Raw genomic sequence first — 26,693 nt, 5'->3', positions numbered from 1 at the left:
GACGAATCAGCGAGCGGCCGACGCCCCGCACCTGGGAGACTGGACCGTCGTGAGCCTGCCGTCCCCCTCCCCCGTCGACCCGCCCGGGTCCGGGTCGGGGCGACCCCCGAGACGCCGGGTCCGCGGGCGCCGCAAGCCGGCCGCCGCCGTCGCCGAGCAGCCGACGCAGCCGGGCCAGCGACCGCCGGCTCGCCGTGCTCCGGGTCGCGACGACCCCGCCCGCACGGCCGCCCGCCGTGCGCGTGCCGCCGAGGTGCGCCGGGCCGTCGACCTTCCGCCGATCACCTACCCGGAGCAGCTGCCCGTCAGCGCGCGACGGGCAGAGATCAGCGACGCGCTGCGCGACCACCAGGTCGTCGTCGTCGCAGGCGAGACCGGCTCCGGCAAGACCACGCAGATCCCCAAGATCGCGCTCGAGCTCGGGCGGGGCCGCGCCGGCCAGATCGGGCACACGCAGCCGCGTCGGATCGCCGCGCGCAGCGTCGCGGAGCGGATCAACGAGGAGCTCGTCGGGGACGTGCCCCTGGGTGGGGTCGTCGGCTACCAGGTGCGGTTCACCGACGAGTCGAGCGAGTCCACGCTGGTCAAGGTCATGACCGACGGCATCCTGCTGGCCCAGATCCAGCGCGACCCGATGCTGTGGGCATACGACACGCTGATCATCGACGAGGCCCACGAGCGCTCGCTCAACATCGACTTCATCCTCGGGTACCTCACCCGGCTGCTCCCGCAGCGACCGGACCTCAAGGTCGTCATCACGTCGGCGACGATCGACTCCGACCGGTTCGCGCGGCACTTCGCCTCGGCCGACGGGGAGCCGGCGCCGGTCGTCGAGGTCACCGGGCGGACGTACCCGGTCGAGATCCGCTACCGCCCGCTGTCGCCGGACGTCGAGGAGGGCGCGCCGGTCAAGAAACGAGCGGCGGACGACCGCGACCCGATGACGGCCATCTGCGAGGCGGTCGACGAGCTCTGCCTGGAGGGGCCCGGCGACATCCTGGTCTTCCTGTCCGGCGAGCGGGAGATCCGCGACGCCGAGGAGGCCCTCCGCTCGTCGCTGGGCGTGCGGGCCACCGACCCGCGCAGCCCCGGCGCGGTCGAGCTCCTCCCGCTGTACAGCCGGCTGTCCGCCGCCGAGCAGCACCGGGTGTTCGAGCGGCACCAGAACCGCCGCGTGGTGCTGTCCACCAACGTCGCCGAGACGTCGCTGACCGTCCCCGGCATCCGGTACGTGATCGACCCGGGCACGGCCCGCATCTCCCGGTACTCCAAGGCCACCAAGGTGCAGCGGCTGCCCATCGAGCCGATCTCGCAGGCCTCGGCCAACCAGCGTTCGGGCCGGTGCGGGCGCGTCGCGGACGGCATCGCCATCCGCCTGTACTCGCAGGAGGACTTCGAGTCCCGCCCGCTGTACACGGAGCCGGAGATCCTGCGCACCTCGCTGGCGTCGGTGATCCTGCAGATGATCTCGGTGGGCGTCGCGACGACCCCGGAGGACATCGGCGACTTCCCGTTCGTCGACCCGCCCGACACCCGGGCCATCCGGGACGGCGTCCAGCTGCTGACGGAGCTGGGCGCGCTCGGGGAGGGCCGGCTGACCGACACCGGCCGCGCCCTGGCGCAGCTGCCGATGGACCCGCGGCTGGCGCGCATGATCGTCGAGGGCGGGCGCCGGGGCGTGGCACGCGAGGTCATGATCATCGCCGCCGCCCTGTCCATCCAGGACCCGCGCGAGCGACCGGTCGAGGAGCGCGAGAAGGCCGACCTGTCGCACTCGCGGTTCACCGACCCGACCTCCGACCTGCTCACGTACCTGAACCTGTGGCACTACCTGCGCGACCAGCAGCGGGACCTGTCGGGCTCGGCGTTCCGGCGGATGTGCCGTTCGGAGCACCTCAACTACCTGCGGATCCGCGAGTGGCAGGACGTGGTCGCCCAGCTGCGCGAGCTGGCCAAGCCCCTGGGCATCGTGATGAACGCACCGCGTCCGGCGGCCGAGGACGACGGCCTGCAGCTGGAGTGGGACGGCGACCGGATCCACGTGGCGATCCTGTCGGGGCTGCTCTCGCAGATCGGGATGCAGGAGGCGACCGAGGTCTCGACGCAGTCCAAGGGCCGGGCGCAGGGCCGCCCCGACCGGCGCGGCCGCAACGAGTACCTGGGCGCCCGCGGCGTGCGGTTCGCGATCTGGCCCGGGTCGGGCATGGCCCGCAAGCCGCCGGCCTGGATCATGGCCGCCGAGCTCGTCGAGACCTCCCGGCTGTGGGGGCGCGACGTCGCCCGGATCCAGCCCGAGTGGGCCGAGGAGGTCGGCGCCCACCTGGTCAAGCGCACGTACTCCGAGCCGGCCTGGTCCACCAAGCAGGGTGCGGCGACCGCGTTCGAGAAGGTCCTGCTGTACGGCGTCCCGATCGTCAACCAGCGCCGGGTCCTGTACGCCAGGGTCGACCCCGAGCACGCCCGCGAGCTGTTCATCCGGCACGCGCTGGTGCAGGGCGAGTGGACCACGCACCACCAGTTCTTCCACGAGAACCGGCGCCTGCTGGCCGAGGCGGAGGGTCTGGAGGCGCGGGCGCGCCGTCGCGACCTGGTGGTCGACGACGACACGCTGTTCGCGTTCTACGACGAGCGGATCCCCGACGACGTCGTCTCCAGCCGGCACTTCGACCAGTGGTGGAAGCGGGCCCGGCGCGACGACCCCGACCTGCTGACGTTCACGCGCGAGCTCCTGGTGGGTGAGGCCGGCGCGATCGACGAGTCGGCGTTCCCGTCGCGCTGGCCGCAGGGTGACCTGCGCCTGCCGCTGACCTACCAGTTCGAGCCGGGCACAGAGGCGGACGGCGTGACCGTGCACATCCCGCTGTCGACGCTCGCGCGTCTCACGCCCGACGGCTTCGGGTGGATGGTGCCGGGCCTGCGCGAGGAGCTCGTGACGGCGACGATCCGCTCGCTGCCCAAGCCGGTCCGCGTGCAGCTGGTCCCCGCACCCGACGTGGCGCGCGGTGTCATGGCCTGGATGGACGAGCACACGGCCGGCTGGGAGGACACGGTGCGCGCGGGCGACGCCGCGCCGTCGTTCCGCGAGGTGTTCCGCCGGGCCGTGCGCGAGCTGCGCGGCGTCGACGTGCCGGAGGACGCCTTCGACGACGACCGCCTGCCCCCGCACCTGCGGATGACGTTCCGCGTGGTCGGCGACCGCGGGGGAGTGGTGGACGAGGGCAAGGACCTGCTCGTGCTCCAGCGCCGGCTGGCCGACCGCACCCAGCAGGCGGTCGACGACGCGGTGCGCACCGCGGTCCGGGCGGCGATGGAGGAGGCGCGCAAGGCCGCGCCCGCAGCCCCGGCTCCGACCGCCGTGCCGCCTGCGCCCGCGATCGACGTCGAGCGCACCGGCCTGACCACGTGGCCCGCGGACCTGCCCGAGCTCCCGGAGGTCGTCGAGGTCGGTCGCGTCCGGGCCTTCCCGTCGCTGGTCGACGAGACGCGGTCGGTCGCCGTGCGTGCCCGCGCCGACGAGTCGGCCGTCCCGGAGGCGTCGCGGCTGGGCCTGCGTCGCCTGCTCCTGCTCGACGTCGGCCTGGCGACCGGCCGCATCACCTCCCGGTGGACCGGGACGCAGGCCCTGACCCTGGCCGCGAGCCCCTACCCGAACACGCAGGCCCTGGTCACGGATGTGCAGCTGGCCGCCATCGAGCACCTGGTGACCGTGCCTCCCCAGAGCGTCCGCACCGCGGAGGCGTACCGGTCCCTGCGCGGCACCGTGCAGGGACGGCTCGAGGACACGGTCTTCACCGTGGTCTCGGACCTCGTCGCCGTGCTGACCGCCTGGCGCGAGCTCGATGCCGAGATCCGGGCCCGGTCCAGCCTCGCGCTGCTCGCCACGGCGCAGGACGTCCGCGCGCAGGCCGCCCGTCTCGTGCACGACGGTTTCGTCAGCGAGGTCGGGGCAGCCCGCCTCCCGCAGCTGACCCGGTACCTGCGGGCCGCCCGCCACCGGCTGGTCAAGGCCGCGGACAACCCCCAGCGCGACGCCGACCTGGCGTGGCAGGTGCACGACGTCGAGGCGCTCTACGACGAGGTCGCCGCCCGTCGCGCGGGCGACGCCGCGCTGACCGACCTCCGGTGGATGCTCGAGGAGCTGCGGGTCAGCCTGTTCGCCCAGCAGCTGGGCACCCCGGTGCCCGTGTCGACCACCCGCATCAAGAAGGCCCTCAGCGCGTACTGACGCTCAGCGGGTGCGCCGGAAGAGCCAGGCCGCCCCCAGCCGGGCCACCAGGAAGATCCCCGTGCACCACACGACCGCCGCGAGCCACGAGTCCCCGGCGCCCGCGCCGGCGAGCAGGCTGCGGAGCGTGTCCGTGACGGGCGTGATCGGGTTGTAGGTGGCGAGCACCTCGAGCACCGCGGGCATCGACTCGGGCGGGACGAACGCGCTGGACACGTACGGCAGGAACAGGATCGCGAACGTGAACCCGCTCGCGGCCTCGGGCCCGGACGCGACGAGCCCGATGGCGACGGCCACCCAGGTCAGGGCCAGCACGAAGAGCGCGATGAGCCCGATCGCCCCGAGCCACGCCAGGGGCGACGCGGCGGCGTCGAACCCGATCACGAAGGCGATGCCGATCACCAGCGCGGTCGAGATCGCGTTGCGCGCCATGCTGGCGACCACGTGCCCGGTGAGCACGCCGGTGGGACGGATGGGCAGGGACCGGAAGCGGTCGATGATGCCGCCGGTCATGTCGCCGGCGACGTCGACGGCCGTGGTGGCCGAGCCGTAGCCCGCGGTGAGCAGGACGATCCCCGGCACCACCCAGTTCACGTAGGCGCCACCGGTCTGGATGGCTCCGCCGAACACGTAGACGAACAGCAGCAGCAGGACCACCGGCAGGATCACCGCCATCAGGACGGTGTCCAGCTGACGCAGGGACCGCCGCACGCACCGGCCGATCAGTGCGGACGTGTCGTGCACGGACCAGCCGAGGGCCGGCGCGTGCGGGGCGAGGGTGCTCATCAGGACTCCCGGGTGGTGACGAGGTCGGCCTCGGTGGGCCGGCCGGTGAGGGTGAGGAAGACGTCGTCGAGAGTCGGTGAGCGGACCTCCCAGTGCTCGACGTCGACGCCGCGGCGCTCGATGTCCCCGAGGATCCGTCGGACGTCCGCCACCGACCCGTCGGTGACGACCCGCTCCTCGCGACCGTCGCGGAGCCGCAGCTCGACGTGCGCCGAGCCGACGGCCCGCTTGAGCTCCGGGGCGGTGCCGTTGGCGATGACCCGCCCGTGGTCGATGACCGCGACCCGGTCGGCCAGCTGGTCTGCCTCCTCCAGGTACTGCGTGGTGAGCAGCACGGTGGTGCCGGCGGCGACGACGGAGCGGATGACGTCCCACAGGTCGTTGCGGCTGCGCGGGTCCAGGCCCGTCGTCGGCTCGTCGAGGAACACCACCTGCGGCCGGGCGAGCAGGCCCACGGCGAGGTCGAGCCGCCGGCGCATGCCGCCCGAGTACGTCTTGACCACGCGCCTGCCCGCGTCCGTGAGGTCGAACAGCTCCAGCAGCTCGGCGCTGCGGGTGCGCACCTCGGCGCGGCCCAGGTGGGCCAGCTTGGCCATCAGGTGCAGGTTCTCCACGCCCGTGAGCAGGTCGTCGACCGCGGCGAACTGCCCGGTGAGGCTGATGGCCGCCCGGACCTGCGCGGGCTCGCGCAGGACGTCCCTGCCGGCGACGCTCGCGGTCCCCGCGTCGGGGCGCAGGAGGGTGGACAGGATCCGCACGAGGGTGGTCTTGCCGGCGCCGTTGGGACCGAGCAGCGCGAGCACCTCACCTGTGCCGACGTCGAGGTCGACGCCGTCCAGCACGGTCAGGTCGCCGTAGGACTTCCGCAGCCCTCGGGTGATGACGACGGCACTCATCGCGTATCCCTTCTGTGTATGCCATAAACTGTATGTGTACTTCATACACACTTGTAGGATCGCGGGTCAAGGGAGGTGCCGTGGACCACGACGAGGCCGAGCTGGCGCGGCACGAGGCCGAGGAGGCCCGGCGGGAGGCCGAGCTCCTGCGACGCGACCGCGACAAGGCGGAGCGCGCCGAGGCCAAGGAGGCGGAGCGCGCCGAGGCCAAGGAGGCGGAGCGCCTCCGCCGGGAGCTGGCGAAGGCCGACCAGCAGGCCGCCAAGGAGGTCGCCCGCCGGGAGCGGGACCGGCTGAAGGCCGAGCAGCAGGCCGCCAAGGACCTCGACCGCCGCGAGCGCGACCGCCGCAAGGCCGAGCAGGACGCCGCCAAGGGGGTCGAACGGCAGCGCAACGAGCAGGAACGCGCCGCCCAGCAGGCGGTCCGCGAGGCCGCCCGCCAGCTCCGGGAGGCGGAGAAGGCCCAGCGCGCCGCAGCCCTGGCCCAGCAGCAGGCGGCCCGCGAGGCGGAGAAGGCCCGCCGCCAGGCGGTGCGCGTGGCCGGCTCCGACAGCGTCCCGGCCGACCTGCCGCCCGGCATCGCGGTCCTGTGGCGCACCCCCAGCCCCGGCCGCCCCGGACCGCGGCCGGGTCTCACGCTGGACCGGATCGCCGACGCCGCCATCGCCCTCGCGGACGCCGAGGGGATCGAGGCCGTCTCCATGGCGCGGCTGGCCGAGTCGCTGGGCTTCACGACGATGTCGCTCTACCGCTACGTCTCCTCCAAGGACGAGGTGGTCAGCCTGATGTCCGACCGCGCGAGCGGCCGCCCCCCGGCGGTCGGCCCCGAGGTCGGTGGCTGGCGGGAGCGGCTGGAGCTCCTCCTGGCGGTGCAGCAGCCGATCCTGGCCGCGCACCCGTGGCTCGCGCGAACGTCCCAGGTGCTGCACGCGGTCGGCCCGGGCCGGCTCGCGTGGATGGAGGCGATGCTCTCCGCCCTCGACGGCACGCCGCTGACGGAGGAGCAGAAGGTGGGCGCGATCGGCCTGCTCGCGTCGCACACGCTCGACCAGCTGAGGATCGGCGAGGAGCTGAGCGGCAGCGGGCGCGCCACGGCCATGGGCAGCCCCGCCGACGGTGCCCCTGCGCCGGACCTGGGCGAGCTGATCACCACGCTGGCCTCACCGGACGAGCACCCGGCGCTCCTGCGGGCTGCGGCGCAGGGGGCGTTCTCGTTCCCCGAGGACGCTGCGCAGGGGGACGAGGACGAGGACGAGGGCGAGCTCGACTTCGGCACCGTGCTGATCCTCGACGGCATCGAGCGACTCATCGCACTGGCGTCCTGAGCCGCCCACAGCCCTCGCCGTGCACCTCCGGCTACCGCGGTGACGGCGGCGCTCGGCAGACTCGGCGCATGACCACGCCCGATGCCCCCGTCACCGGCCGCTGCTTCGGTGACGGCAACCCGCTGTACGAGCAGTACCACGACGAGGAGTGGGGACGGCCGGTCCACGGCGAGCACGCCCTCTTCGAGCGGCTCGCGCTCGAGGCCTTCCAGTCCGGCCTCGCCTGGATCACGATCCTGCGCAAGAGACCCGCGTTCCGGGCGGCGTTCGCCGACTTCGACCCCGAGGTGGTCGCCGCGTTCGACGACGACGACGTCGCCCGGCTCCTGGCCGACGCCGGCATCGTGCGGAACCGGGCCAAGATCGACGCGACGATCGCGAACGCCCGGGCCCTGCGGGACCTGCACGCGTCGGGACGCACGCTCGACGAGGTGGTCTGGTCGCACGCACCGGACCGCACGGGTCACGTCCGGCCCGCCACGTGGGCCGACGTCCCGGCGCAGACGCCCGAGAGCCGCGCCCTCGCGAGCGAGCTCAAGGCGTTCGGCTTCCGGTTCGTCGGCCCGGTGACGGCGTATGCGGCGATGCAGGCCTGCGGTGTCGTCGACGACCACCTGGCCTCGTGCCCCATCGCCGGGCGGTCCGCCCCCGCGGCTCCTACCCGCTAGTCCCGCCGGGTGATGCTGGGGCGACGGGCTCGGCACCACGGACCGCGCGGACTACAGTGCCCGCATGACCGACATGCCCCTCGACCCTGGGCACGACCCAGCGCGCGCGGCGGCCGCGGCCATGGCGGACGACATCGCGCCCGACGCCGAGATCCTGGCGGCGGTGCAGGACGGGCTCCTGTCCGTCCCCGCCGGCTCCCCCACGTCGTGGTTCGACGTGCCCTCGCAGCGCACCCGCCTCCGGTCCAACACGCTCGCCGCGCGCCGCCGACGCTGAGCGGGCGGGTCGTCGCGGCAGCCTCCGCCGCACGGCAGGACCGGTCGCCGACGCACAGCGGACGGCGGCGTCTCAGGCAGCGAGCATGGTTGCCCAGCATGTGGTCGGCGGTCTAGCATCGCGCCTACCATCCAGAGCGGCCGAGAGACCTGGCTCGACGACGCCGCAGCAACCCCCCTCGTGATGAGGGTGTGGGTGCTTCCGCCAGGGGCGATGGAGTGAGCTATGTCCCTGCAGGTCTTGGCTTCGTGCACCGCGTCGGTGCCGACGACGTCGGTCGCGCCGTGAGCGCCTCCGCCGTGGAGCCCCGCGTGCGTGCCGCACGAGCGCTCTCGGCGCCGTCCGCGACCGACCGGCCGACGGTCTCCTTCGAGCTCTTCCCCCCGCGCAACCCCGACGCGGCCCCTCGGCTCTGGGCGACGATCAAGGAGCTGGAGTCGGTGCACCCCGACTTCGTCTCGGTCACCTACGGCGCCTCGGGCAAGACCCGGGTGACCACCCGCGCGCTGGTCCGCCGGCTTCTGCAGGAGACGTCGCTCAACCCGATCGCGCACCTGACCTGCGTGGGGACCTCGCGCGAGGAGATCACGACGATCGTCGGGGAGTTCCTCGACGAGGGACTGCGGTCCTTCCTCGCCCTGCGCGGAGACCCACCGACGGACCAGAGCGGCTGGTCCGCGCACCCCGAAGGCCTGCAGACGGCCGGTGAGCTGGTCGCCCTGCTGCGTGAGATCGAGGCGCAGCGCTGCGCGGACAGCCCGTCGCAGGCGGTGCGGGCGCGGGTCCGCCCGCTGTCGATCGCGGTCGCGGCGTTCCCGCGCGGCAACCACGCCACCGGCGGCACCCGGGCGCAGGACGTCGCGTCGCTGCTCGCCAAGCAGGAGGCCGGCGCGGACTTCGCCATCACGCAGGTGTTCTTCGACGCGGACGACTACCTCGGCATCGTCGCGGAGGCGCGCGAGGCGGGGGTGACCATCCCGATCATCCCTGGCATCATCCCGACCACCGACCCGGCCCGGTTGCTGCGCGTGCAGGAGCTGACCGGTGTCCCCGTGCCGCGGGACCTGATCGACCTGCTGGGCAGCGCCGACGACGAGCTCGAACGGCACCGCCGGGGCATCCGGGCCAGCGTCGACCTGGTCAACGGCGTCCTGGACGGCGGTGCCCCCGGCGTCCACCTCTACACGTTCAACCAGCACCATGCCGCACTTGACCTGCTCGAGGGTGCACACCTCGACGGCGGAGCTCGGACAGCTCCTGACCTGGCCAGCCGGCCGCAGGACACGGCACCCGCCCGAACCCCGAGGGACTGAACCACATGACGGACACCACCGCACCGAGCGCTACCTTCCCCGCCAGCTCCGTTCTCGGCTACCCCCGCATCGGCCCACGCCGCGAGCTCAAGAAGGCCCTCGAGGCATTCTGGGCGGGCCGCACGTCGGCCGAGGACGTCGAGGCCACGGCAGCTGAGCTGCGCCGTCGGACTCGCAACCGCCTGGCCGAGCTCGGCCTCGCCACCGACGTGCCGGCCATCCCGAGCGCGTTCTCGTTCTACGACCAGGTGCTCGACGCCACCGCCGTGGTGGGTGCCGTCCCGGCGCGCTTCGCCGACGTCGTCGGCGCCGACGGTGCCCTCGACCTCGCGGGCTACTCGACCGTGGCGCGCGGGCGCGGCGACGACCTGCCGCTCGAGATGACCAAGTGGTTCGACACCAACTACCACTACCTGGTGCCGGAGATCGGCCCCGGGACGACGTTCCGCTACGCGAGCGACCGCCCCGTGCGCGAGTTCAAGGAGGCCCTCGCGGACGGCATCCTCACGCGCCCCGTGATCGTCGGACCGGTCACGTACCTGGCCCTGGCCAAGCCCACCGAGGACGCCCCCGACGGCTTCGCCCCGATCGACCGCCTCGCCGACCTGCTACCGGTGTACGCCGACCTGCTCAAGGACCTCGCGGCCGCGGGTGCCACCTGGGTCCAGCTCGAGGAGCCCGCTCTCGTCTCCGACTCGGTCGCCGTCCCGGCCGAGCAGCTGCTCGCCTCGGTCATCGAGGCGTACCGCGCCCTGGCCACCGGGCTGGCCCGTCCGGAGCGCCCGGCGATCCTCGTCGCGGCGCCCTACGGCGACCTCGGTGCCGCGTTCCCGGTGCTCGCCGCCACCGACGTCGAGGCCATCGGCATCGACCTGGTCCGCGGGCACGTCCCGGCCGAGACCGTTCCCGGCCTGTCCACCAAGACGCTGGTCGCCGGCGTGATCGACGGCCACAACATCTGGCGCGCGGACCTCGACGCCAAGCTGGCGGTCCTGGAGCAGCTCGAGGGCCTCGGTGCCGCCTCGGTCACCGTCGGCACGTCGACGTCGCTGTTCCACGTGCCCCACACGCTGGAGGACGAGCCCGCGCTCGACGCCACGCTCAGGACCTGGCTCGCGTTCGCGGACGAGAAGGTCGTCGAGGTCGTCACGCTGGCCGAGGGGCTGACGGAGGGCCGCGAGGCCATCCACGAGCAGCTCCTCGCCGCCGGCGACGCGGTGCGCTCCCGCCGGTCGGCACCCGGCGTGGTGAACCCCGCCGTCCGCGACCGGGTGGCCGCCCTGGACGAGTCCGCGTTCGGTCGCGGTCCGTTCGACGAGCGCAAGGTCGCCCAGGCGGACCGGCTGAACCTGCCGCCGCTGCCGACCACGTCGATCGGGTCGTTCCCGCAGACGACCGAGATCCGCACCGCCCGTGCGGCGTTCGGCAAGGGTGAGCTGACCCCCGAGCAGTACGCCGACGAGATGCGGGCGGAGATCCGCCGCGTCGTCGAGCTGCAGGAGAAGATCGGCTTCGACGTGCTGGTGCACGGCGAGCCGGAGCGCAACGACATGGTGCAGTACTTCGCGGAGAACCTGGACGGGTTCGCCGTCACGCAGAACGGCTGGGTGCAGTCCTACGGCTCGCGCTGCACGCGCCCGTCGATCCTGTGGGGCGACGTCTCGCGGCCGAAGCCGATCACGGTCGAGTGGTCGTCGTACACGCAGTCGCTCACCGACAAGCCCGTCAAGGGCATGCTCACGGGTCCGGTGACCATCCTCGCGTGGTCGTTCGTCCGCGACGACCAGCCCCTCGGCGAGACCGCCAACCAGGTGGGCCTCGCCCTGCGCGACGAGATCGCCGACCTCGAGGCCGCCGGCATCGCGGTGATCCAGGTGGACGAGCCCGCCCTGCGCGAGCTCCTCCCGCTGCGGGTGGAGGACCACGCCGCCTACCTCGACTGGTCCGTCCGGTCGTTCCGGCTGGCCACGGCGGGCGTCCGCCCCGACACCCAGATCCACACGCACCTGTGCTACTCGGAGTTCGGGGAGATCATCGGCGCGATCGACGGCCTGGACGCCGACGTGACGTCCATCGAGGCGGCCCGCTCGAAGATGGAGATCCTCGGCGACATCTCGGCGGCGGGCTACCCCCGCGGCATCGGCCCGGGCGTCTACGACATCCACTCGCCGCGCGTCCCGAGCGAGTCCGAGGTCGAGGAGCTGCTCACCGAGGCGGTCAAGGCCATCGCGGTCGACCAGCTCTGGGTCAACCCGGACTGCGGCCTGAAGACCCGACGCTACGAGGAGGTCGTCCCGTCGCTCGAGCACATCCTCCAGGCGACCCGGGCGGTCCGCGCCACCCTCTGACGGGCGACGTCGGCCCCGGACCCAATCAGGGTGTCCGGGGCCGTCGTGCGTCCTAGGGTCGGTCGGGTGACGATCTTCGACACCGTTCCCCTCGACCAGCTCCGCACCCGCACGAGCGAGAAGTGGCGGCACTACCCGGCGGACGTGCTGCCGCTGTTCGTCGCGGAGATGGACGTCCCGCAGGCCGAGCCGGTGGTCCGCGCGGTGACGGACGCCGTGCGTCGCGGTGACACCGGTTACCCGTCGGGCTCCGGCTTCGCCGAGGCGGTGGCCGCGTTCGCCGCCGACCGCTGGGACTGGGCGGTCGACGTGGCGAGCACGCGGCTGGTCCCCGACGTCATGCTGGGTGTCGTCGAGCTCCTCCGGCTCGTCACCGACCCGGGCGACGCGGTCGTGATCAACCCGCCGGTCTACCCGCCGTTCGCCGCGTTCGTGGCGTACGCCGACCGACGCGTCGTGAACGCGCCCCTGGGACCGGACGACCGCCTGGACCTGGAGGTGCTCGAGGCCGCGTTCGCGCAGGCGACCGGCACCGGCGGGCGGGCCGCGTACCTGCTCTGCCATCCGCACAACCCCACGGGGACGCTGCACACGGCCGAGGAGCTGCGGGCCGTCGGTGCGCTGGCGGCCCGGTACGGCGTCCGGGTCCTCGCCGACGAGATCCACGCCCCGATCGTCCTCGGCCGGGACGCCCGGTTCGTCCCCACCACGACGCAGATCCCCGACGCGATCGCCCTGCACTCCGGGTCCAAGGCCTTCAACCTGGCGGGTCTGCGGGTGGCCGTGGCGGTGCCCGGACCCGACGCGGCGGCGGACCTGGCCCGGCTGCCCGAGGTGGTGGCCCACGGGGTGAGCCACCTCGCTGTCATCGCGCAGCAGACCGCGTACCGCGAGTGCGGTGCCTGGCTGGACGACGTGCTCGACGGGCTCAGGCAGAACCAGGCGCTGGCGGCACGCCTGCTCGGCGCGCAGGTGCCGGCGGCCGGGTGGTCCCCGCCGGAAGCGACGTACTTCGCCTGGCTGGACCTGCGCGCGGTCGAGGCGGTCCGCGCGGGCGCCGATCCCGCCGCGCTCGCGCTGGACCGGGGCCGCGTCGCGCTCAACCCCGGGCCCACCTTCGGCGCCGGGGGCGTCGGCCACGTCCGCCTCAACCTCGCCGCCTCCACCGCGACGCTCACGGACGCCGTGGCGCGGCTGCGCGCGGGCCTGGGGGCCGTCGCAACCGTTTCGTGACCAAGACGCGGGTCGGCGGACCTCATGTCCACCCCGCCTTCGTGCCGATCTGTCCCACAGGAGCCCACGGAGGCCCACGCCAGTACAACGATGTCTTGGGGAGTTCGACGTGGTGAAGTGCGATGAGTGCAGCTCGGCGGTGCAGGTGTGCGAGCGGTGCGACGGCGCGGGGCGCAAGCGGTGGTCGGGGGAGTGCAGCTACTGCCGCGGGACCGGGCAGCTGTGCATGAAGAACGCCAACCACCGCTGGTGACGGACCCGTCCGTCAGGTGAGGCGGACCAACCGGCTCGCGAGCTCGTCGACGATACGGACGTCCGCGTCGAGCCAGGGGACGTCGTGCCACTGGTTCGCAGGGAGCCACCGCAGCTCGTCGTGCTCGACGAGCGGCTCCGGCGTGCCCTCGACCACCTCGGCCAGCCAGATGCGCATCACGTACTCGTCCGACAGGCGCCACATGCCGTCATCGGGGCCGACGAGCTCCTCACCGAGGCCCACCCGGACGCCCAGCTCTTCACGGATCTCCCGGTGCAGCGCATCCTCGGCGGTCTCGTCTCCGTCGACCTTGCCGCCGGGAAACTCCCACCGGCCGGCGAGCCGCGCTGGAACTGCACGACGTGCGGCCAGGAGCTCGCGGGGATCGTCCAGGTCATCGACGATCGCGGCGGCCACGACCAGCACGGGTGCGCTCATGCGGTGAGTCTGCCAGGCCCGCGTGACGCGAGCGTGGCGACCTGAGGACGGCCCGGTGTCTTGAGCCGTCATGCCTCGGGTCAGCGGATGCCGTGCTCCACGGCCCACGCCACGGCCTCGGCGCGCGTCGAGGCGCCGATCTTGCGGTACACGCTGCGCACCTGGGACTTGACGGTGTTCCGGGTGACGAAGAGGCGCGTCGCGATCTCCTCGAGCGTGACGTCCTCGGCGAGCTCCGCCAGCACGACCCGCTCACGCCGCGTCAGCGCTTCGTTCGTGAGTCCGACGGTCCTGCTCGTCTCCAGCATGCTCATGATGTCCTCCGGTGTGCTGCATGGCTCCGGTGGGTCCGGGCCACGCGATGGGCTGCGTACCGGATGAGAGAGGGCAGGTCGTGAGCCATGACGCCACTTCCCACAATCTCGTCATGCGGGGTCGCCCCCCGCCGTCCGCCGATCTCGCGTGCCATCCACAATGAGTGCCGCCCTGGCCCTCGAATACGCCGTACGAGTGGTGTTCGGAGATTTTTCACTCAGATGGCGTACTGGCGTGCGTGACGGCTCTCACACCCCGGCCGAGGCCGTTGGGCCGTCCGGGTCACCCGGCGTTCTGCGCGCCGTACTCCTCGGCGGTGAGCACGGGACCGGTCGACGACACGTCCACCTTCAGGAGCCAGCCCTGCCCGTACGGGTCGGAGTTGACCACCGACGGGTCGTCCACGGCGGTCTGGTTGACCTCGGCAACGGTGCCGGACACGGGCGAGTACAGCTCCGAGACCGACTTGGTGGACTCGATCTCGCCGACGACCGCGCCGGCGGTGATCTCCTCGCCGACGGCGGGCAGCTCGAGGTAGACGATGTCGCCGAGCGCCTCTGCGGCGACCGCCGTGATCCCGATGGTCGCCGGGGCACCGTCGTCCAACCACTCGTGCTCGACCGTGTAGTGCAGGTGAGCGGGCAGCTCCGTCATGTGTCTGGCTCCTGTCGACAGGCTTGGTCTACCGCGGTCGGCGGTAGAAGGGAAGAGCAACCACGCGGACGGGTTCCAGGCGTCCGCGCACGTCAACGGCCAGCTCCGTGTCCGGCGCACTGACCTCGGGGGTCACGTAGGCCATCGCCACGGGGTGGCCGAGGGTCGGTGAGGGTGCCCCCGAGGTGACCGTACCGACCGTCGGGGCGTCGGCGGCGGTGGAGTACCGCACCGGGTAGCCGTGCCGGGCGGCGCGTCGGCCCAGGCCTTCCAGGCCCACGAGCACCCGGGCGGGCTGCGACTGCCCGCGGGCCTCGAGGGCGGCGCGGCCGACGAACGGCAGCGGACTGCCGTCGGCGTCGACCTTGTCCAGCTTCACCACCCGACCCAGGCCCGCGTCGTGCGGGGTGGTGGTGCGGTCCAGCTCGTTGCCGTACAGGGGCATGCCGGCCTCGAGGCGGAGGCTGTCGCGCGCGGACAGTCCCGCGGGGACCAACCCGAACGGTTCGCCTGCGGCGAGGAACGCCCGCCACAGCGCCGGGGCGAGGGGCGCGTCGAGGAAGAACTCGAAGCCGTCCTCGCCGGTGTAGCCGGTGCGGGCGACCAGCACGGGCTGTCCGTCGAAGGTCATCGGCATGGCCGCGTAGTACTTCAGCGACCCGGCGTCGACGCCGGCCTCTTCCAGGCCCGGCGTCGCGCGCAGGATCTCCAGGGCGCGCGGGCCCTGGACGGCGATGAGGGCGGTCTGCGGGGAGCGGTCCTCGACGGCGACGTCGAAGCCGGCCGCGCGCGCCGCGAGCTCGGCCAGGACGGTGTCGTGGTTGGACGCGTTCGCCACGACGAGGAACGTGTCGTCGGTGTCGCGGTAGACGATCAGGTCGTCGACGACGCCGCCGTCCTCGGCGCAGATCATCGTGTAGCGGGCACCGAGCGTGCGCAGCGCGGAGAGGTTGCCGACCAGCGCGTGGTCGAGGAACCGGCCGGCGTCCGGACCGGTGATCCCGATCTCCCCCATGTGCGACAGGTCGAACAGCCCCGCAGCAGTGCGGACCGCGGTGTGCTCGGCGATGTCCGAGGTGTACCGCAGCGGCATCTGCCAGCCGGCGAAGCTGGTCAGGGCGGCCCCGAGGGCGACGTGCTCGTCGTGCAACGGGGAGAGCGTGTCGGTCACGACGTCCTCTTTCATTCGGCGTAGGCCTCGATGGGCGGGCAGGAGCACACGAGGTGGCGGTCGCCGTGCGCGCCGTCGATCCGGCGGACCGGCGGCCAGTACTTGCCCTCGCGCAGCGCGGCCACCGGGAAGGCGGCGAGCTCGCGCGGGTAGGCGTGGTCCCACACGTCCGCGCTGAGCGCCGCCGCGGTGTGCGGTGCGTTCCGCAGCGGGGAGTCGGCGAGCGGCCAGCGGCCGGCCTGCACCGCGTCGATCTCGCCGCGGATGGCCACCAGCGCGTCGACGAACCGGTCCAGCTCGGCCAGGTCCTCGCTCTCGGTGGGCTCCACCATGAGCGTGCCGGCCACCGGGAAGGACAGCGTCGGAGCGTGGAAGCCGTAGTCCATCAGGCGCTTGGCGACGTCCTCCGCGGTCACCCCGGTCTCCTTGGTGATGTCCCGCAGGTCGAGGATGCACTCGTGCGCGACCAGGCCGTTCGGACCGGTGTAGAGCACCGGGAAGTGCCCTGACAGGCGCGTGGCCAGGTAGTTCGCCGCGAGGACGGCCGTCTCGGTCGCGGCCTTCAACCCGTCGGGACCCATGAGCGCGACGTACGCCCAGGAGATCGGCAGGATGCCCGCGGAGCCCCAGGGCGCGGCGCTGACCGGGGGCGTGCCCTCACGCGTCGCCGTCGGCGTGGGGTCGCCCGGCAGGAAGGGTGCCAGGTGCGCCGCGACCGCGACCGGGCCCACACCGGGTCCGCCACCGCCGTGCGGGATGCAGAACGTCTTGTGCAGGTTCAGGTGGCTGACGTCGCCGCCGAGCTCGGCGGGACGCGCCAGCCCGACGAGCGCGTTGAGGTTGGCGCCGTCGATGTACACCTGGCCGCCGGCCTCGTGCACGAGGTCGCAGACCGTGCGCACGCCCTCCTCGTAGACGCCGTGCGTCGAGGGGTAGGTGATCATGATCGCGGCCACCTGCTCGCCGTGCGTCTCCAGCTTGGCGCGCAGGTCGTCCAGGTCGATCGACCCGTCGCCCGCCGTCGCGACCACCACGACCCGCATGCCCGCGAGCGCCGCGGACGCCGCGTTGGTGCCGTGCGCGGAGGCGGGGATCAGGCAGACGTCCCGCTGCGTGTCGCCGCGGGACGCGTGGTACCCGTGGATGGCCAGCAGCCCGGCGAGCTCGCCCTGGCTCCCCGCGTTCGGCTGCACGGAGACCGCCGCGTAGCCCGTGATCTCGGCGAGCCAGTCCTGCAGCTGCGTGACCAGCTCCGCGTAGCCCTGCGTCTGGTCGGCGGGGGCGTACGGGTGGATGGTCGCGAACTCGGGCCAGGAGATGGGCTCCATCTCCGCGGTGGCGTTGAGCTTCATGGTGCACGAGCCCAGCGGGATCATCGTGCGGTCCAGCGCCAGGTCCTTGTCCGAGAGGCGGCGCAGGTAGCGCAGCATCGCGGTCTCGGAGCGGTGCAGGTGGAAGACGGGGTGCTGCAGGTAGGCGGTGGTGCGAGCGGCCCAGGCGGGCAGCGGTTCGGCACCCGTGCCGGTGTGGAAGAAGCCGATCGAGGCTCCGTCCTGGTCGACGTCCACCGTCGTCGCGCGGGCCTCGACGAACGCGAGCAGCACGGCCGCCACGTCGTCCGGGTCCGTGGTCTCGTCGCAGGAGATCTGGACGTGGTCGGCGTCGGGGGCCCACAGGTTGACCCCGTGCCGGGCGCCTGCCGCGACCACGTCGTGCGCGAGCCCGGGCACGACGGTGCGGACCGTGTCGAAGAACAGGTCGTGCTCGACCTGCACGCCGTTCTCGCCCAGCAGCTCCGCGACCGCCCCGGCGAACCCGCGCACCCGCTCCGCGATCGCCTTGAGGCCGTCCGGCCCGTGGTAGACCGCGTACATCGACGCGACGATCGCGAGCAGCGCCTGGGCGGTGCAGATGTTGCTCGTCGCCTTCTCGCGGCGGATGTGCTGCTCGCGGGTCTGCAGGGCGAGCCGGTAGGCGCGGGCGCCGTCGGCGTCGATCGAGACGCCCACGAGGCGGCCGGGCAGCATCCGCTCGAGGCCCTTGCGCACCGCCATGAACGCGGCGTGCGGTCCGCCGCCGAACAGCGGGACCCCGAAGCGCTGGGCGGAGCCGACGGAGACGTCGGCGCCGAGCTCGCCGGGGGAGGTCAGCAGCGTGAGGGCCAGCAGGTCCGCCGCGACGGTGACCAGGCCGCCGCGCGCCTTCGCGGCGTCGATGACCGGTCGCAGGTCCCGCACGCGGCCCGACGCACCGACCTGCTGCAGGACGACGCCGATGAGGTCACCCTCGATCTCCGGCAGCCCGTCGGTCAGGTCCGCGACGACCACCGGCAGGCCGATCGCCTCGGCGCGGCCGAGCGTGACGGCGAGCGACTGTCCGAACAGGTCGGCGTCGAGCACCACGGTGCCGGCCTTGCCGCGGGCCGCGCGCCACATGAGCGCGACGGCCTCGGCCACCGCGGTGGCCTCGTCGAGCAGCGAGGCGTTGGCAAGGTCGAGACCGGTGAGGTCGGTGACCATCGTCTGGAAGTTGAGCAGCGCCTCCAGTCGGCCCTGCGAGATCTCCGGCTGGTACGGGGTGTAGGCGGTGTACCAGGCGGGCGACTCGAGGACGTTGCGGCGGATGACGGCCGGCGTGACGGTGTCGGAGTAGCCCTGGCCGATCATCTGCGTCATCACGCGGTTGCGGCCCGCGATCGTGCGCAGCGCGGCGAGGACCTCCTCCTCGGAGCGCGCGGCGGGCAGGTCCAGCGGGCGGTCCGTGCGGATGCTCGCCGGGACGGCCGCGTCGACCAGCGCGTCGAGGGACCGGTAGCCGACGACCGACAGCATCTGGGCGGTCTCGCGGCCACGCGGTCCGATGTGCCGGTCGGCGAAGCTCTCGGCCGCGGGCGTGTGCTCGACGCGGGTGAGGGCGACGGCGTCCGTCGAGGGGTCCAGGTGGAGGGCAGGGACACCGTTGACGACGGCGTCGTGCAACTGGCTCAGATCGGTCACGGGCTGCTCCGCAGGGGTCGCCCGGACATGCCGGGGCGGTGGGTGGGCTCCCCGCTCTGTCACCCGCGCGGATCCGCGCGACCTGAGAGTTTTGCCGGTCCGCCTGTCGGGGCGCGCCGGCTTGCACCGTCGGTAGGACCTCGTCCTGGGGAGTCGGTCCGCTTTCCAGAGTCGCCTCGCCGTGGCGGTACAGGGGCCTGAGAGATTTCCGGGGAGGATTGCTCCTTCGGCGCCCCGCACGTTCTGCGGGAGCTCTCCCGCCGCGGTTCGAGCAGCATGTGAAGTTGTGGGCTCAGCGTACCGGGCGATGTCCAGGGGACAGTTGCGTGGGTCACAACGCGCCGTGGTCTGCGTAGATTGGCCAGGTGCAGACGCCCACGCCACCTCCGGCTGCGGTGGTCGTCGTGTCCGACCGGTCCGCCGCCGGGGAGCGCGCGGACCGTTCGGGGCCGGTCGCGGCCGACAGGCTGGTCGCGGCGGGCTTCGCGGTGGGTGACGTCGCGGTCGTGCCCGACGGTGCGTCGTCCGTGGAGGCGGCGCTGCGCTCGGCCCTGGCTGGCGGGGCCCGGTTCGTCGTCACCTCGGGGGGCACCGGCGTCGGCCCCCGCGACCGGACTCCCGAGGGCACCCGCCCCGTGCTGGACCGCGAGCTGCCGGGCATCGCCGAGCTGCTCCGCCGGGAGGGCGCGACGACCGTCCCCACGGCCGTGCTCTCCCGCGGCCTGGCGGGCGTGACCGAGGCCGGCGCGCTCGTCGTGAACCTGCCCGGCTCCCCGGGCGGCGTGGCCGACGGTCTCGATGTCCTGCTGCCCCTCGTGGGGCACGTGCTGGACCAGGTGGCCGGAGGCGACCACCGGTGATCGCCCGCGTCGTGGACCAGCCGCTCGACCTGCAGTTCCACGTGGAACACGTGAGCGACCCGCGGGCGGGGGCGGTGGCCACGTTCGTGGGCCTGGTGCGCGACCACGACCCGTCCGTCGAGGGCCGGGTGGTGGGCCTGGACTACACCGCGCACCCCGACGCCGGTGCCGTGCTCGCGCGGATCGCGCAGGAGGCGCTGACCGACAGCGTGCTCGGCCTCGCCGTGAGCCACCGGACCGGGCACCTGGCCGTCGGGGAGGCGGCGATCGTCGCGGCGGTCGCGACCGCGCACCGGGCCGAGGCCTTCGACGTCTGCCGGGCCCTCGTCGAGACCGTGAAGGCCGAGCTGCCGGTGTGGAAGCGAGAGATCCTGGACGACGGGTCGCACGTGTGGGTGGGGATGACATGACGGAGCAGCTCGTCGACCGGTTCGGGCGCGTGCACCGCGACCTGCGGATCTCCCTGACCGACCGCTGCTCGCTGCGCTGCACCTACTGCATGCCCGCCGACGGCGTCCCGTGGCTGGCGCGCTCCACGATGCTCAGCACCGAGGAGATCGTGCACGTCGCGCGGGTGGGTGTGGACCTCGGCATCACCGAGATCCGGCTGACCGGCGGCGAGCCGCTGCTGCGTGTGGACATCGTCGACGTCGTCCGTCGGCTGACGGCGCTGAGCGGGCCGGCGGGCAGCCCCGAGGTGTCGCTGACCACCAACGCGCTGCGCCTCCCCGGACTCGCCTCCGACCTGGTCGATGCGGGGCTGTCCCGCGTGAACATCAGCCTGGACACCCTGGAGCGCGCCAAGTTCCTCCAGCTGACCCGCCGCGACAAGCTGGTGGAGACGCTCGCCGGGATCGCCGCTGCCGACGCCGCGGGGCTGCACCCCGTGAAGATCAACGCGGTGGCCATGCGCGGGGTGAACGACGACGAGGTGGTGGCGCTCACCCGGTTCGCCGTCGAGCGGGGCTACCAGATGCGGTTCATCGAGCAGATGCCGCTGGACGCCGGGCACACGTGGGACCGCGCCGAGATGGTGACGCAGGCGGAGATCCTGGCGCGCTTGCGCGCGGTGTTCCGGCTCGAGGAGGTGCCCGGGCGGGGCGCCGCACCCGCGGAGCTCTGGACCGTCGACGGTGGCCCCGCGACCGTCGGGGTCATCGCGTCGGTCACCGCGCCCTTCTGTGGTGCGTGCGACCGGCTGCGCCTCACCGCCGACGGTCAGCTGCGCTCGTGCCTCTTCTCCCAGACGGAGACCAACGTGCGTGACCTGCTGCGGGGCTCCGGGCAGCCACCCGCCGAGGTCGGCGTAGGACCCGGTCAGGCGCTGCGCATCGGCGCGACCGCCCCGGAGCGGCCCGTGCCGGTCGCCGACGTCGACCTGGCGCTGGCCGGCGCCTACCGGCGGTGCCTGGCGGGCAAGAAGGCCGGGCACGACATCGACGACCCGGCGTTCCTCCAGCCGGACCGCCCGATGAGCGCGATCGGCGGCTGAAGACGTCGTCCTGCTGGGCAGGACCAGGTCTTCAGGTTGTGGCGAGCGGGCGTCAGCCGCCTGCGAACGGGGGCAGCACGTCCAGGGTCGCGCCCGCCGCGATGTCGTCGTCGCCCTCCACGCGCGTGCCGTCCGCCAGGAGCGCGCACCGGTCGAGCACGCGGTCCAACCCGGGGCCGTGCGCGGCCACCATCGCGGCCCTGACCTGCGCCACCGTGCCCCCCGGCAGCTGCTCCGAGTCCACCCCGGCAGCCTCCGCGGCGGCGGCGAAGTAGCGGACGGTGATCACTGCTCGGCGGTCCACGCGGTGGCACGCGACTCGATCCAGGCGAGCACGTCGGACGGGTTGGAGGCGGCCGCCGCGAGGCCCGCGACGAACATGGTCACCGGGACGGCCGGGCGGGCGACCTGGTGCGCCACGTCGGACGAGACCTGCAGGAGCCGGTCGATGTCCACGAGCTCCCGGTCGACTCCGAGCGCGGCGGTGAGCTGGTCGATCCACTCCGGCAGGTCGGCGCCGGGGGCGCGGCGGGGGTCGTCGGTCATGGGTCGATCCTGTCACCGAGCGCCGCGTCGAGGCGCTCCACGTCCGCCCAGGTGTCGGCATCGGCGCTCGCCCCCCGGTCGTCGACCACGTCGACCAGCCGCAGGCCGCCGACGAGCCGGTGCGCCGCGGCACCGTGCACCGCGGGCAGCGCGTCGAGGGCCGCGCGCAGGGCGGCGCGCCGGTAGACCGCGACCAGGTGCTGCGCGCGACCGTCGGCGACCGTGCGGGCCCCGTCGGCGTCCCCCACGGCGGCCAGCAGTGCGGGCAGCACGTGCGCGGCCCGCGGCACGTCGCACGCGAGCACGACGACGAGGTCGGGACCGTCGGCCGGGAGCGCGTCGAGCCCCGCCGCGATGCCGGCGACCGGGCCCCCGTCCGGCGGGTCCTCCAGCACCGTGGCGACCCCCGGCCGGGCCAGCGTCGGCGGTCCGACGACGACCGCGGCCGTCGCTCCGGCCACGGCCGCGAGCGCGTGGTCGAGCAGGGCGACGCCGCCCACCCGGACGTCCGGCTTGCTGACGCCCCCGAGCCGGCGAGCGCGCCCACCGGCCAGCACGATCGCGTCGAACCGTGGCGCGGCGCCGGTCACGCGTCGCGCCGCCAGTCGCCGGACCGCCCGCCCGACTTGGCCTCGAGCCGGACGTCGGCGATGCGCACGGACCTGTCGAGCCCCTTGACCATGTCGACGACCGCGAGCGCCGCCACCGACACGGCGGTGAGCGCCTCCATCTCGACCCCCGTGCGATCGGCGGTGCGGACGGTGGCCGTCAGCGACACGCCCTCGTCGGTGAGGTCGAGGTCCACCACGACGCCGTGCACGCCGATGACGTGCGCGAGCGGCAGCAGCTCGGGGGTGCGCTTGGCGGCGGCGATCCCCGCGATGCGCGCGACCGCGAGCACGTCCCCCTTGGGCACCGTGCCGTCGCGCAGCGCCGCGACCACCGTGGGGTCGCAGACCACCCGCCCGCTCGCCGTCGCCGACCGGACGGTCGGCTGCTTGGCGGTGACGTCCACCATCCGGGCGTGCCCGGCGGCGTCGAGGTGCGTGAACTGCTCGGTCATGGGCTCACCTTCAGGACGGTGACGCGGTCGCCGGCGGCGACCCGGTCGATCTCGGCGGGGATCACGGCGAGCCCCTCGGCCAGGGCCAGGCGGGCGACCAGGTGCGAGCCCGAGCCGCGCGCGGTCGCGCGGACCACGCGGTCCGGCCCCACCCACCGCACCGGCATGAGCTGGGCGCGGCCGGGCGGGGTGGTCCAGCCCTCGTCGGTGACGGCCTGGCGCGTCGGGCGCTCGACGTCGCGGAGCCCCCGCATGCGCAGGATCGCCGGGCGCACGAACATCTCGAACGACGCGAACGAGCTCACCGGGTTGCCCGGCAGGGTCCAGATCGGGGTGCCTCCGGGCAGCCGGCCGAGGCCCTGGGGCTTGCCGGGCTGGACCGCCACCGACACGAACTCGACGTCCGGCTCGTCGGCCAGCGCCGCCTTGACCACGTCGTAGGCGCCCACGCTGACCCCGCCCGAGGTGACGATCGCGTCCACGTCGAGGCCGGCCAGCAGCTCGCGCAGCACCGCCACGTCGTCCGGGACGGGTCCGAACCGCACCGGGATGCCGCCCGCCTCGCGCACGGCGGCTGCGAGCAGCCAGGAGTTGGAGTCGGGGATCTGGCCGCGCCGCAGCGGTGTGCCGGGCGCGACCAGCTCGTCGCCCGTGGACACCACGGCGACCCGCGGGCGGCGGTGTGCCCGGACCACAGGCCGACCGAGCGAGGCGACCGCGGCGATCGCGGCCGGTCCGAGCAGCGTCCCGGCGGCGACGACCACGTCACCGGGGACGGCGTCCTCACCCGCACGCCGCAGGTGGGTCCCGGCTGGCGGCGCCTCGCGGACCACCACGGTCCCGGTCCCGGCATCGGTGGCCTCGACGGGGACGATCGTGTCCGCACCGGTCGGCACCGGCGCGCCGGTCATGATCCGCGCCGCGGTGCCCGGGGTGACCAGGGGTTCGTCGGCCGAGCCCGCCGGCAGGTCCGCGACCACCCGCAGCGTCGCGGGAAGCTCGGTGACGTCGGCCTGCCGCACGGCGTACCCGTCCATCGCCGAGTTGTCCCAGCGCGGCAGCGGCTCGTCGGTCACCAGGTCGTGGGCGAGCACCAGGCCGTCCGCGTCGTCGAGTAGCACGTCGACCGCGGGCAGGGGTGCGGCCAGCGCGAGGGCCGCCGCGCGGTGCTCGGTCAGGGAGCGCACGTCAGCGTGCATCCATCCAGGCCACGATCCCGCCGTCGACGTTGGCGGCGTCGAAGCCCGCGTCGCGCAGGATCCTGGCGGCGGTCAGCGAGCGGCCACCCACCTGGCAGTGCACGACGATCTGCGCGTCGCGCGGCAGGTCGGTGAGCGCAGAGCCGTCGAGCACGGTGCCCAGCGGGACGAGCACGGCGCCGGGGATGGCCGCCTGCTCGTGCTCGGCGGGTTCCCGCACGTCGACGAGCAGGAAGTCGTCGGTGCCGGCCTCCCGGTCGGCGAGCCGCCGCACCAGCTCGGTGGCGGTGAGGACAGGGACGTCGGGCATGGGCTGAGCCTCCAGGCTCGGGGCGGGAGTCGGGCGGCCGACGAGCGGGACCTCGGTCCACCGGCCGCGCAGGGCGTCGACGACGAGCACCCGGCCGAGCAGCGGCTCACCCGTACCGGTGACGAGCTTGACCACCTCGGTGGCCATGATCGAGCCGATCTGCCCGCACAGGGCGCCGAGCACCCCGGCCTCGGCGCAGGACGGTACCTGGTCGGGCGCGGGCGGAGTGGGGAACAGGTCGCGCAGCTGCACGCCGGCGCGGCCCCAGAAGACCGTCGTCTGCGCGTCGAACCGCAGCACCGACCCCCAGACCTCGGGCAGCCCGAGGCGCACGCACGCGTCGTTGACGAGGTAGCGGGTGGGGAAGTTGTCGGTCCCGTCGACGACGACGTCGTAGCCCCGCAGCACGTCGTCGACGTTCGCCCCGGTGAGCCGGGTGCGGTGCGTGACCACCCGGATGTCCGGGTCGAGCGCCTCGACGGCCTCGCGGGCGCTGTCCACCTTGGCTCGTCCGACGTCCGCCGACCGGTGCACGACCTGGCGCTGCAGGTTGCTCAGCTCGACCACGTCGTCGTCGACGATGCCGAGGGTCCCGACGCCCGCGGCGGCCAGGTACTGCAGGACGGGCGCACCCAGCCCACCGGCGCCGACGACGAGCACCCGCGCGTTGCGCAGGCGGCGCTGCCCGTCGACGCCCAGCTCCGCGAGCAGCAGGTGCCGTGACCCCCGCTCGACCTGCTCGGGGGTCAGCGACGGTCCGGGCGGGACCAGCGCGGGCAGCGGCACGACGACCAACCTACGTCCCGAGGGGCGGCTCGATCACCGTGGCCGCCGTGTGGGCACCGGCGGCGAGCGCGGCCGCGACGACGGCCTCGACATCCACCAGCGGGCCCTCGACGAGCACCGGCTGACCCAGCGCCGACGATCCCGACCAGCTCACCGCGGCGTGCCTGGGTGGCCGGAACTCGACGCCGCGGGGGAGGTGGACGACGGCCGCGGCACGCACCCCCAGGTCCTCGGCGCGCCGCACCTGCACGCTGCGCACGGCCGCCAGCCGCTCCACGCTGCGCACCAGCATCCGCTGCTGCCGCTCGTTCGCCCGGAACGTCACGATGACCAGCCCGTGCTCCCCGTCCACGTCGCGGGTGGCCAGCGAGTCGAAGTTCATGCCGCGGGTCGCGAACACCCCGGCGAGCGCCGCGATCGTGCCGGTCCGGTGGTCGGCGCCGACGAACGCCACCCAGCGGTCGTCGTCGTCGGCGGCAATCATGCGGCACCCCTCAGCCACGGTGCGTTGGCCGCATCGATCCGCTCCGCGACGGCAGCCAGCCGGCGGGCCTCGTCGGGGGCCGGCTGGTCCAGCAGTACCCGCGTCCAGCCCTTCTGACCGACCACGACCGGCACGCCCAGGACGCCCGTGCGGTCCAGCACCTCGCCCGCGAGGGCCACCTGCCCGGCCACCACGATGTCCCGGCCGTCGAGGATCGTGTCCACCAGGTCGATCGTCGCGCTCGCCGTGCCCGCGGCGGTCTTGGCCCCGCTCTGGTGCGTCATCCACGGGCGTGCGACCACCCGCAGGTCAGGCGGCCAGCTGTCGATGAGCGCGAACGCCTGACCCATGTCGGAGGTGGCCGCGAGCTGCTCCTTGGCGGACGCGACCTCCGCGGCGAACCCGTCGAGCGAGCGACCCCCGCGCAGGCGGTCCACGGCCCGGCGCCGCTCGTCGACGTCCAGGCCACTGATCCGCACCGTCGACCACAGTGGCACCAGGTCCTCGCCGTGCTGCCCCCCGACGAACCCGCCGACGCGGTGCCGCCGGACCCCGAGCGACACGGCGATCTCGCGCCGGAACCGGAGCGTGTCCAACCAGGCGCCCATCCCGATCACGCGCTGCCGGCCCAGCGCCGACGCCATGATGGCGACGCCGAGCTCCACGGGGTTGGAGACCACGACCACGACCTCCTGGCCCGAGCCGTGCCGGGCGAGCGCCTCCGCGTAGGCGGTGAACACCCCGACGTTCTTGTCCGCGAGCGCGGCGCGGGACATCGGCACCCCGCTCGTGGCCGGCGCCGTCATGCCGGCGGCGACCACGACGACGTCGGCCACGACCTCGGTCGGGTCCAGCGCGACGTCGAGCAGCGGGGCGTGCTCGTCGTACGCGTCGATCAGGTCCGCCCGCAGGCCGTGCACCGCCCGCCCGGACGCGCCGCCCGGGCGGCCGACCAGCTGCAGCCGCGACGTCGTGGGCAGGATCCGCCGCTCCACCAGCTGCGTGCAGATCTGCCGTCCCACATCACCGGTCGCCCCCAGCACCGCCACGTCCAT

General features: G+C 73.9%; 26 protein-coding genes and 2 riboswitches. Of the genes, 11 read left to right on the top strand and 15 right to left on the bottom strand.

Annotated elements, in window-relative coordinates; genetic code table 11:
- The first annotated feature begins 49 nt into the window (after positions 1-49).
- Positions 50-4,225 carry an ATP-dependent RNA helicase HrpA gene (gene hrpA / locus KG102_RS00445; RefSeq protein WP_208289749.1) on the top strand — a complete coding sequence of 1,392 codons (4,176 nt, stop codon included), beginning with the start codon at positions 50-52 and terminating at the stop codon, positions 4,223-4,225.
- A 3-nt stretch (positions 4,226-4,228) separates the two neighbouring features.
- On the opposite strand, the gene KG102_RS00440 is transcribed toward hrpA, so the two are convergent.
- On the bottom strand, positions 4,229-5,011 hold the full coding sequence (locus KG102_RS00440; protein ID WP_208289750.1) for an ABC transporter permease: 783 nt from the start codon (positions 5,009-5,011) through the stop codon (positions 4,229-4,231).
- On the bottom strand, positions 5,011-5,907 hold the full coding sequence (locus tag KG102_RS00435; RefSeq protein WP_208289751.1) for an ATP-binding cassette domain-containing protein: 897 nt from the start codon (positions 5,905-5,907) through the stop codon (positions 5,011-5,013). The genes KG102_RS00440 and KG102_RS00435 overlap by 1 nt, the downstream gene beginning before the upstream one ends.
- An 80-nt stretch (positions 5,908-5,987) precedes the next feature.
- On the opposite strand from KG102_RS00435, the gene KG102_RS00430 reads away from it, so the two are divergent.
- From KG102_RS00430 to KG102_RS00400, 7 genes are all read left to right on the top strand, one after another.
- Positions 5,988-7,232 carry a TetR family transcriptional regulator gene (locus KG102_RS00430; protein ID WP_249667402.1) on the top strand — a complete coding sequence of 415 codons (1,245 nt, stop codon included), beginning with the start codon at positions 5,988-5,990 and terminating at the stop codon, positions 7,230-7,232.
- Between the two features lie 68 nt (positions 7,233-7,300).
- Positions 7,301-7,900 carry a DNA-3-methyladenine glycosylase I gene (locus KG102_RS00425; protein ID WP_208289753.1) on the top strand — a complete coding sequence of 200 codons (600 nt, stop codon included), beginning with the start codon at positions 7,301-7,303 and terminating at the stop codon, positions 7,898-7,900.
- Between the two features lie 64 nt (positions 7,901-7,964).
- Positions 7,965-8,177 (top strand): hypothetical protein, encoded by a 213-nt coding sequence (locus tag KG102_RS00420; protein ID WP_208210548.1) that lies wholly within the window; start codon positions 7,965-7,967, stop codon positions 8,175-8,177.
- Between the two features lie 124 nt (positions 8,178-8,301).
- Positions 8,302-8,397, top strand: a riboswitch (SAM riboswitch).
- Positions 8,398-8,461: 64 nt separating this feature from the next.
- On the top strand, positions 8,462-9,490 hold the full coding sequence (locus tag KG102_RS00415; RefSeq protein ID WP_249667401.1) for a methylenetetrahydrofolate reductase: 1,029 nt from the start codon (positions 8,462-8,464) through the stop codon (positions 9,488-9,490).
- A gap of 5 nt (positions 9,491-9,495) precedes the next feature.
- Entirely contained in the window at positions 9,496-11,838 is a 2,343-nt protein-coding gene (gene metE / locus KG102_RS00410; protein WP_208289754.1) for a 5-methyltetrahydropteroyltriglutamate--homocysteine S-methyltransferase, read from the top strand.
- A 66-nt stretch (positions 11,839-11,904) separates the two neighbouring features.
- Positions 11,905-13,071, top strand: coding sequence for a MalY/PatB family protein (locus KG102_RS00405; RefSeq protein ID WP_208289755.1), 1,167 nt, complete (start codon positions 11,905-11,907; stop codon positions 13,069-13,071).
- A 109-nt stretch (positions 13,072-13,180) separates the two neighbouring features.
- The gene (locus KG102_RS00400) at positions 13,181-13,324 is read left to right on the top strand and encodes a hypothetical protein (protein ID WP_208210552.1); all 144 of its coding nucleotides are present in this window, start codon (positions 13,181-13,183) and stop codon (positions 13,322-13,324) included.
- Positions 13,325-13,336: 12 nt separating this feature from the next.
- Here the strand turns inward: KG102_RS00400 and KG102_RS00395 are convergent, their stop codons facing one another.
- The 5 genes from KG102_RS00395 to gcvP all read right to left on the bottom strand — a co-directional run bounded on the left by KG102_RS00395 (position 13,337) and on the right by gcvP (position 18,841).
- Positions 13,337-13,762: a (deoxy)nucleoside triphosphate pyrophosphohydrolase gene (locus KG102_RS00395; RefSeq protein WP_208210553.1), complete on the bottom strand. Its 426-nt coding sequence runs from the start codon at positions 13,760-13,762 to the stop codon at positions 13,337-13,339.
- A gap of 80 nt (positions 13,763-13,842) precedes the next feature.
- Complete coding sequence (locus tag KG102_RS00390; protein WP_208210554.1) at positions 13,843-14,076, bottom strand: LuxR C-terminal-related transcriptional regulator; 234 nt, start codon at positions 14,074-14,076, stop codon at positions 13,843-13,845.
- A 283-nt stretch (positions 14,077-14,359) separates the two neighbouring features.
- Positions 14,360-14,731 carry a glycine cleavage system protein GcvH gene (gene gcvH / locus KG102_RS00385; protein ID WP_208289756.1) on the bottom strand — a complete coding sequence of 124 codons (372 nt, stop codon included), beginning with the start codon at positions 14,729-14,731 and terminating at the stop codon, positions 14,360-14,362.
- 28 nt (positions 14,732-14,759) lie between these two features.
- Positions 14,760-15,917 carry a glycine cleavage system aminomethyltransferase GcvT gene (gene gcvT / locus KG102_RS00380; protein ID WP_208289757.1) on the bottom strand — a complete coding sequence of 386 codons (1,158 nt, stop codon included), beginning with the start codon at positions 15,915-15,917 and terminating at the stop codon, positions 14,760-14,762.
- On the bottom strand, positions 15,914-18,841 hold the full coding sequence (gene gcvP, locus KG102_RS00375) for an aminomethyl-transferring glycine dehydrogenase (RefSeq protein WP_243884719.1): 2,928 nt from the start codon (positions 18,839-18,841) through the stop codon (positions 15,914-15,916). Before gcvP ends, gcvT begins: the two co-directional genes overlap by 4 nt.
- A 232-nt stretch (positions 18,842-19,073) precedes the next feature.
- Positions 19,074-19,168, bottom strand: a riboswitch (glycine riboswitch).
- Positions 19,169-19,263: 95 nt separating this feature from the next.
- Here gcvP and KG102_RS00370 point away from each other — a divergent pair.
- The 3 genes from KG102_RS00370 to moaA are packed head-to-tail and all read left to right on the top strand — an operon-like array spanning position 19,264 to position 21,250.
- A complete protein-coding gene (locus KG102_RS00370; RefSeq protein ID WP_208210559.1) occupies positions 19,264-19,758 on the top strand; it encodes a MogA/MoaB family molybdenum cofactor biosynthesis protein in 495 nt (164 codons plus the stop codon).
- Entirely contained in the window at positions 19,755-20,168 is a 414-nt protein-coding gene (locus KG102_RS00365) for a molybdenum cofactor biosynthesis protein MoaE (protein ID WP_208289758.1), read from the top strand. Before KG102_RS00370 ends, KG102_RS00365 begins: the two co-directional genes overlap by 4 nt.
- Positions 20,165-21,250, top strand: a complete 1,086-nt coding sequence (moaA, locus tag KG102_RS00360; protein ID WP_208289759.1) for a GTP 3',8-cyclase MoaA — start codon at positions 20,165-20,167, stop codon at positions 21,248-21,250. Before KG102_RS00365 ends, moaA begins: the two co-directional genes overlap by 4 nt.
- Positions 21,251-21,302: 52 nt before the next feature.
- Here the strand turns inward: moaA and KG102_RS00355 are convergent, their stop codons facing one another.
- Genes KG102_RS00355 through KG102_RS00320 form a run of 8 tightly spaced genes read right to left on the bottom strand, consistent with a single transcriptional unit; the run spans position 21,303 to position 26,693 of the window.
- Entirely contained in the window at positions 21,303-21,539 is a 237-nt protein-coding gene (locus KG102_RS00355) for a MoaD/ThiS family protein (protein WP_208289837.1), read from the bottom strand.
- Complete coding sequence (locus KG102_RS00350) at positions 21,536-21,796, bottom strand: DUF6457 domain-containing protein (protein ID WP_208210566.1); 261 nt, start codon at positions 21,794-21,796, stop codon at positions 21,536-21,538. Before KG102_RS00350 ends, KG102_RS00355 begins: the two co-directional genes overlap by 4 nt.
- On the bottom strand, positions 21,793-22,386 hold the full coding sequence (gene mobA, locus KG102_RS00345) for a molybdenum cofactor guanylyltransferase (RefSeq protein WP_249667400.1): 594 nt from the start codon (positions 22,384-22,386) through the stop codon (positions 21,793-21,795). Before mobA ends, KG102_RS00350 begins: the two co-directional genes overlap by 4 nt.
- Positions 22,383-22,859 (bottom strand): cyclic pyranopterin monophosphate synthase MoaC, encoded by a 477-nt coding sequence (gene moaC / locus KG102_RS00340; protein ID WP_208210568.1) that lies wholly within the window; start codon positions 22,857-22,859, stop codon positions 22,383-22,385. The genes mobA and moaC overlap by 4 nt, the downstream gene beginning before the upstream one ends.
- Positions 22,856-24,058, bottom strand: coding sequence for a molybdopterin molybdotransferase MoeA (locus KG102_RS00335; protein WP_208289760.1), 1,203 nt, complete (start codon positions 24,056-24,058; stop codon positions 22,856-22,858). Before KG102_RS00335 ends, moaC begins: the two co-directional genes overlap by 4 nt.
- The gene (moeB, locus tag KG102_RS00330) at positions 24,048-25,154 is read right to left on the bottom strand and encodes a molybdopterin-synthase adenylyltransferase MoeB (RefSeq protein ID WP_208210572.1); all 1,107 of its coding nucleotides are present in this window, start codon (positions 25,152-25,154) and stop codon (positions 24,048-24,050) included. Before moeB ends, KG102_RS00335 begins: the two co-directional genes overlap by 11 nt.
- A gap of 10 nt (positions 25,155-25,164) precedes the next feature.
- Positions 25,165-25,638 (bottom strand): ACT domain-containing protein, encoded by a 474-nt coding sequence (locus tag KG102_RS00325; protein ID WP_208289761.1) that lies wholly within the window; start codon positions 25,636-25,638, stop codon positions 25,165-25,167.
- Entirely contained in the window at positions 25,635-26,693 is a 1,059-nt protein-coding gene (locus KG102_RS00320) for a lactate/malate family dehydrogenase (protein WP_208289762.1), read from the bottom strand. Before KG102_RS00320 ends, KG102_RS00325 begins: the two co-directional genes overlap by 4 nt.

This window comes from Cellulomonas fengjieae, from assembly GCF_018388465.1.
Lineage (GTDB): Bacteria > Actinomycetota > Actinomycetes > Actinomycetales > Cellulomonadaceae > Cellulomonas > Cellulomonas fengjieae.
Note: the sequence above shows the minus strand (reverse complement) of the source record. Positions and strands in the feature narration are given on the sequence as shown.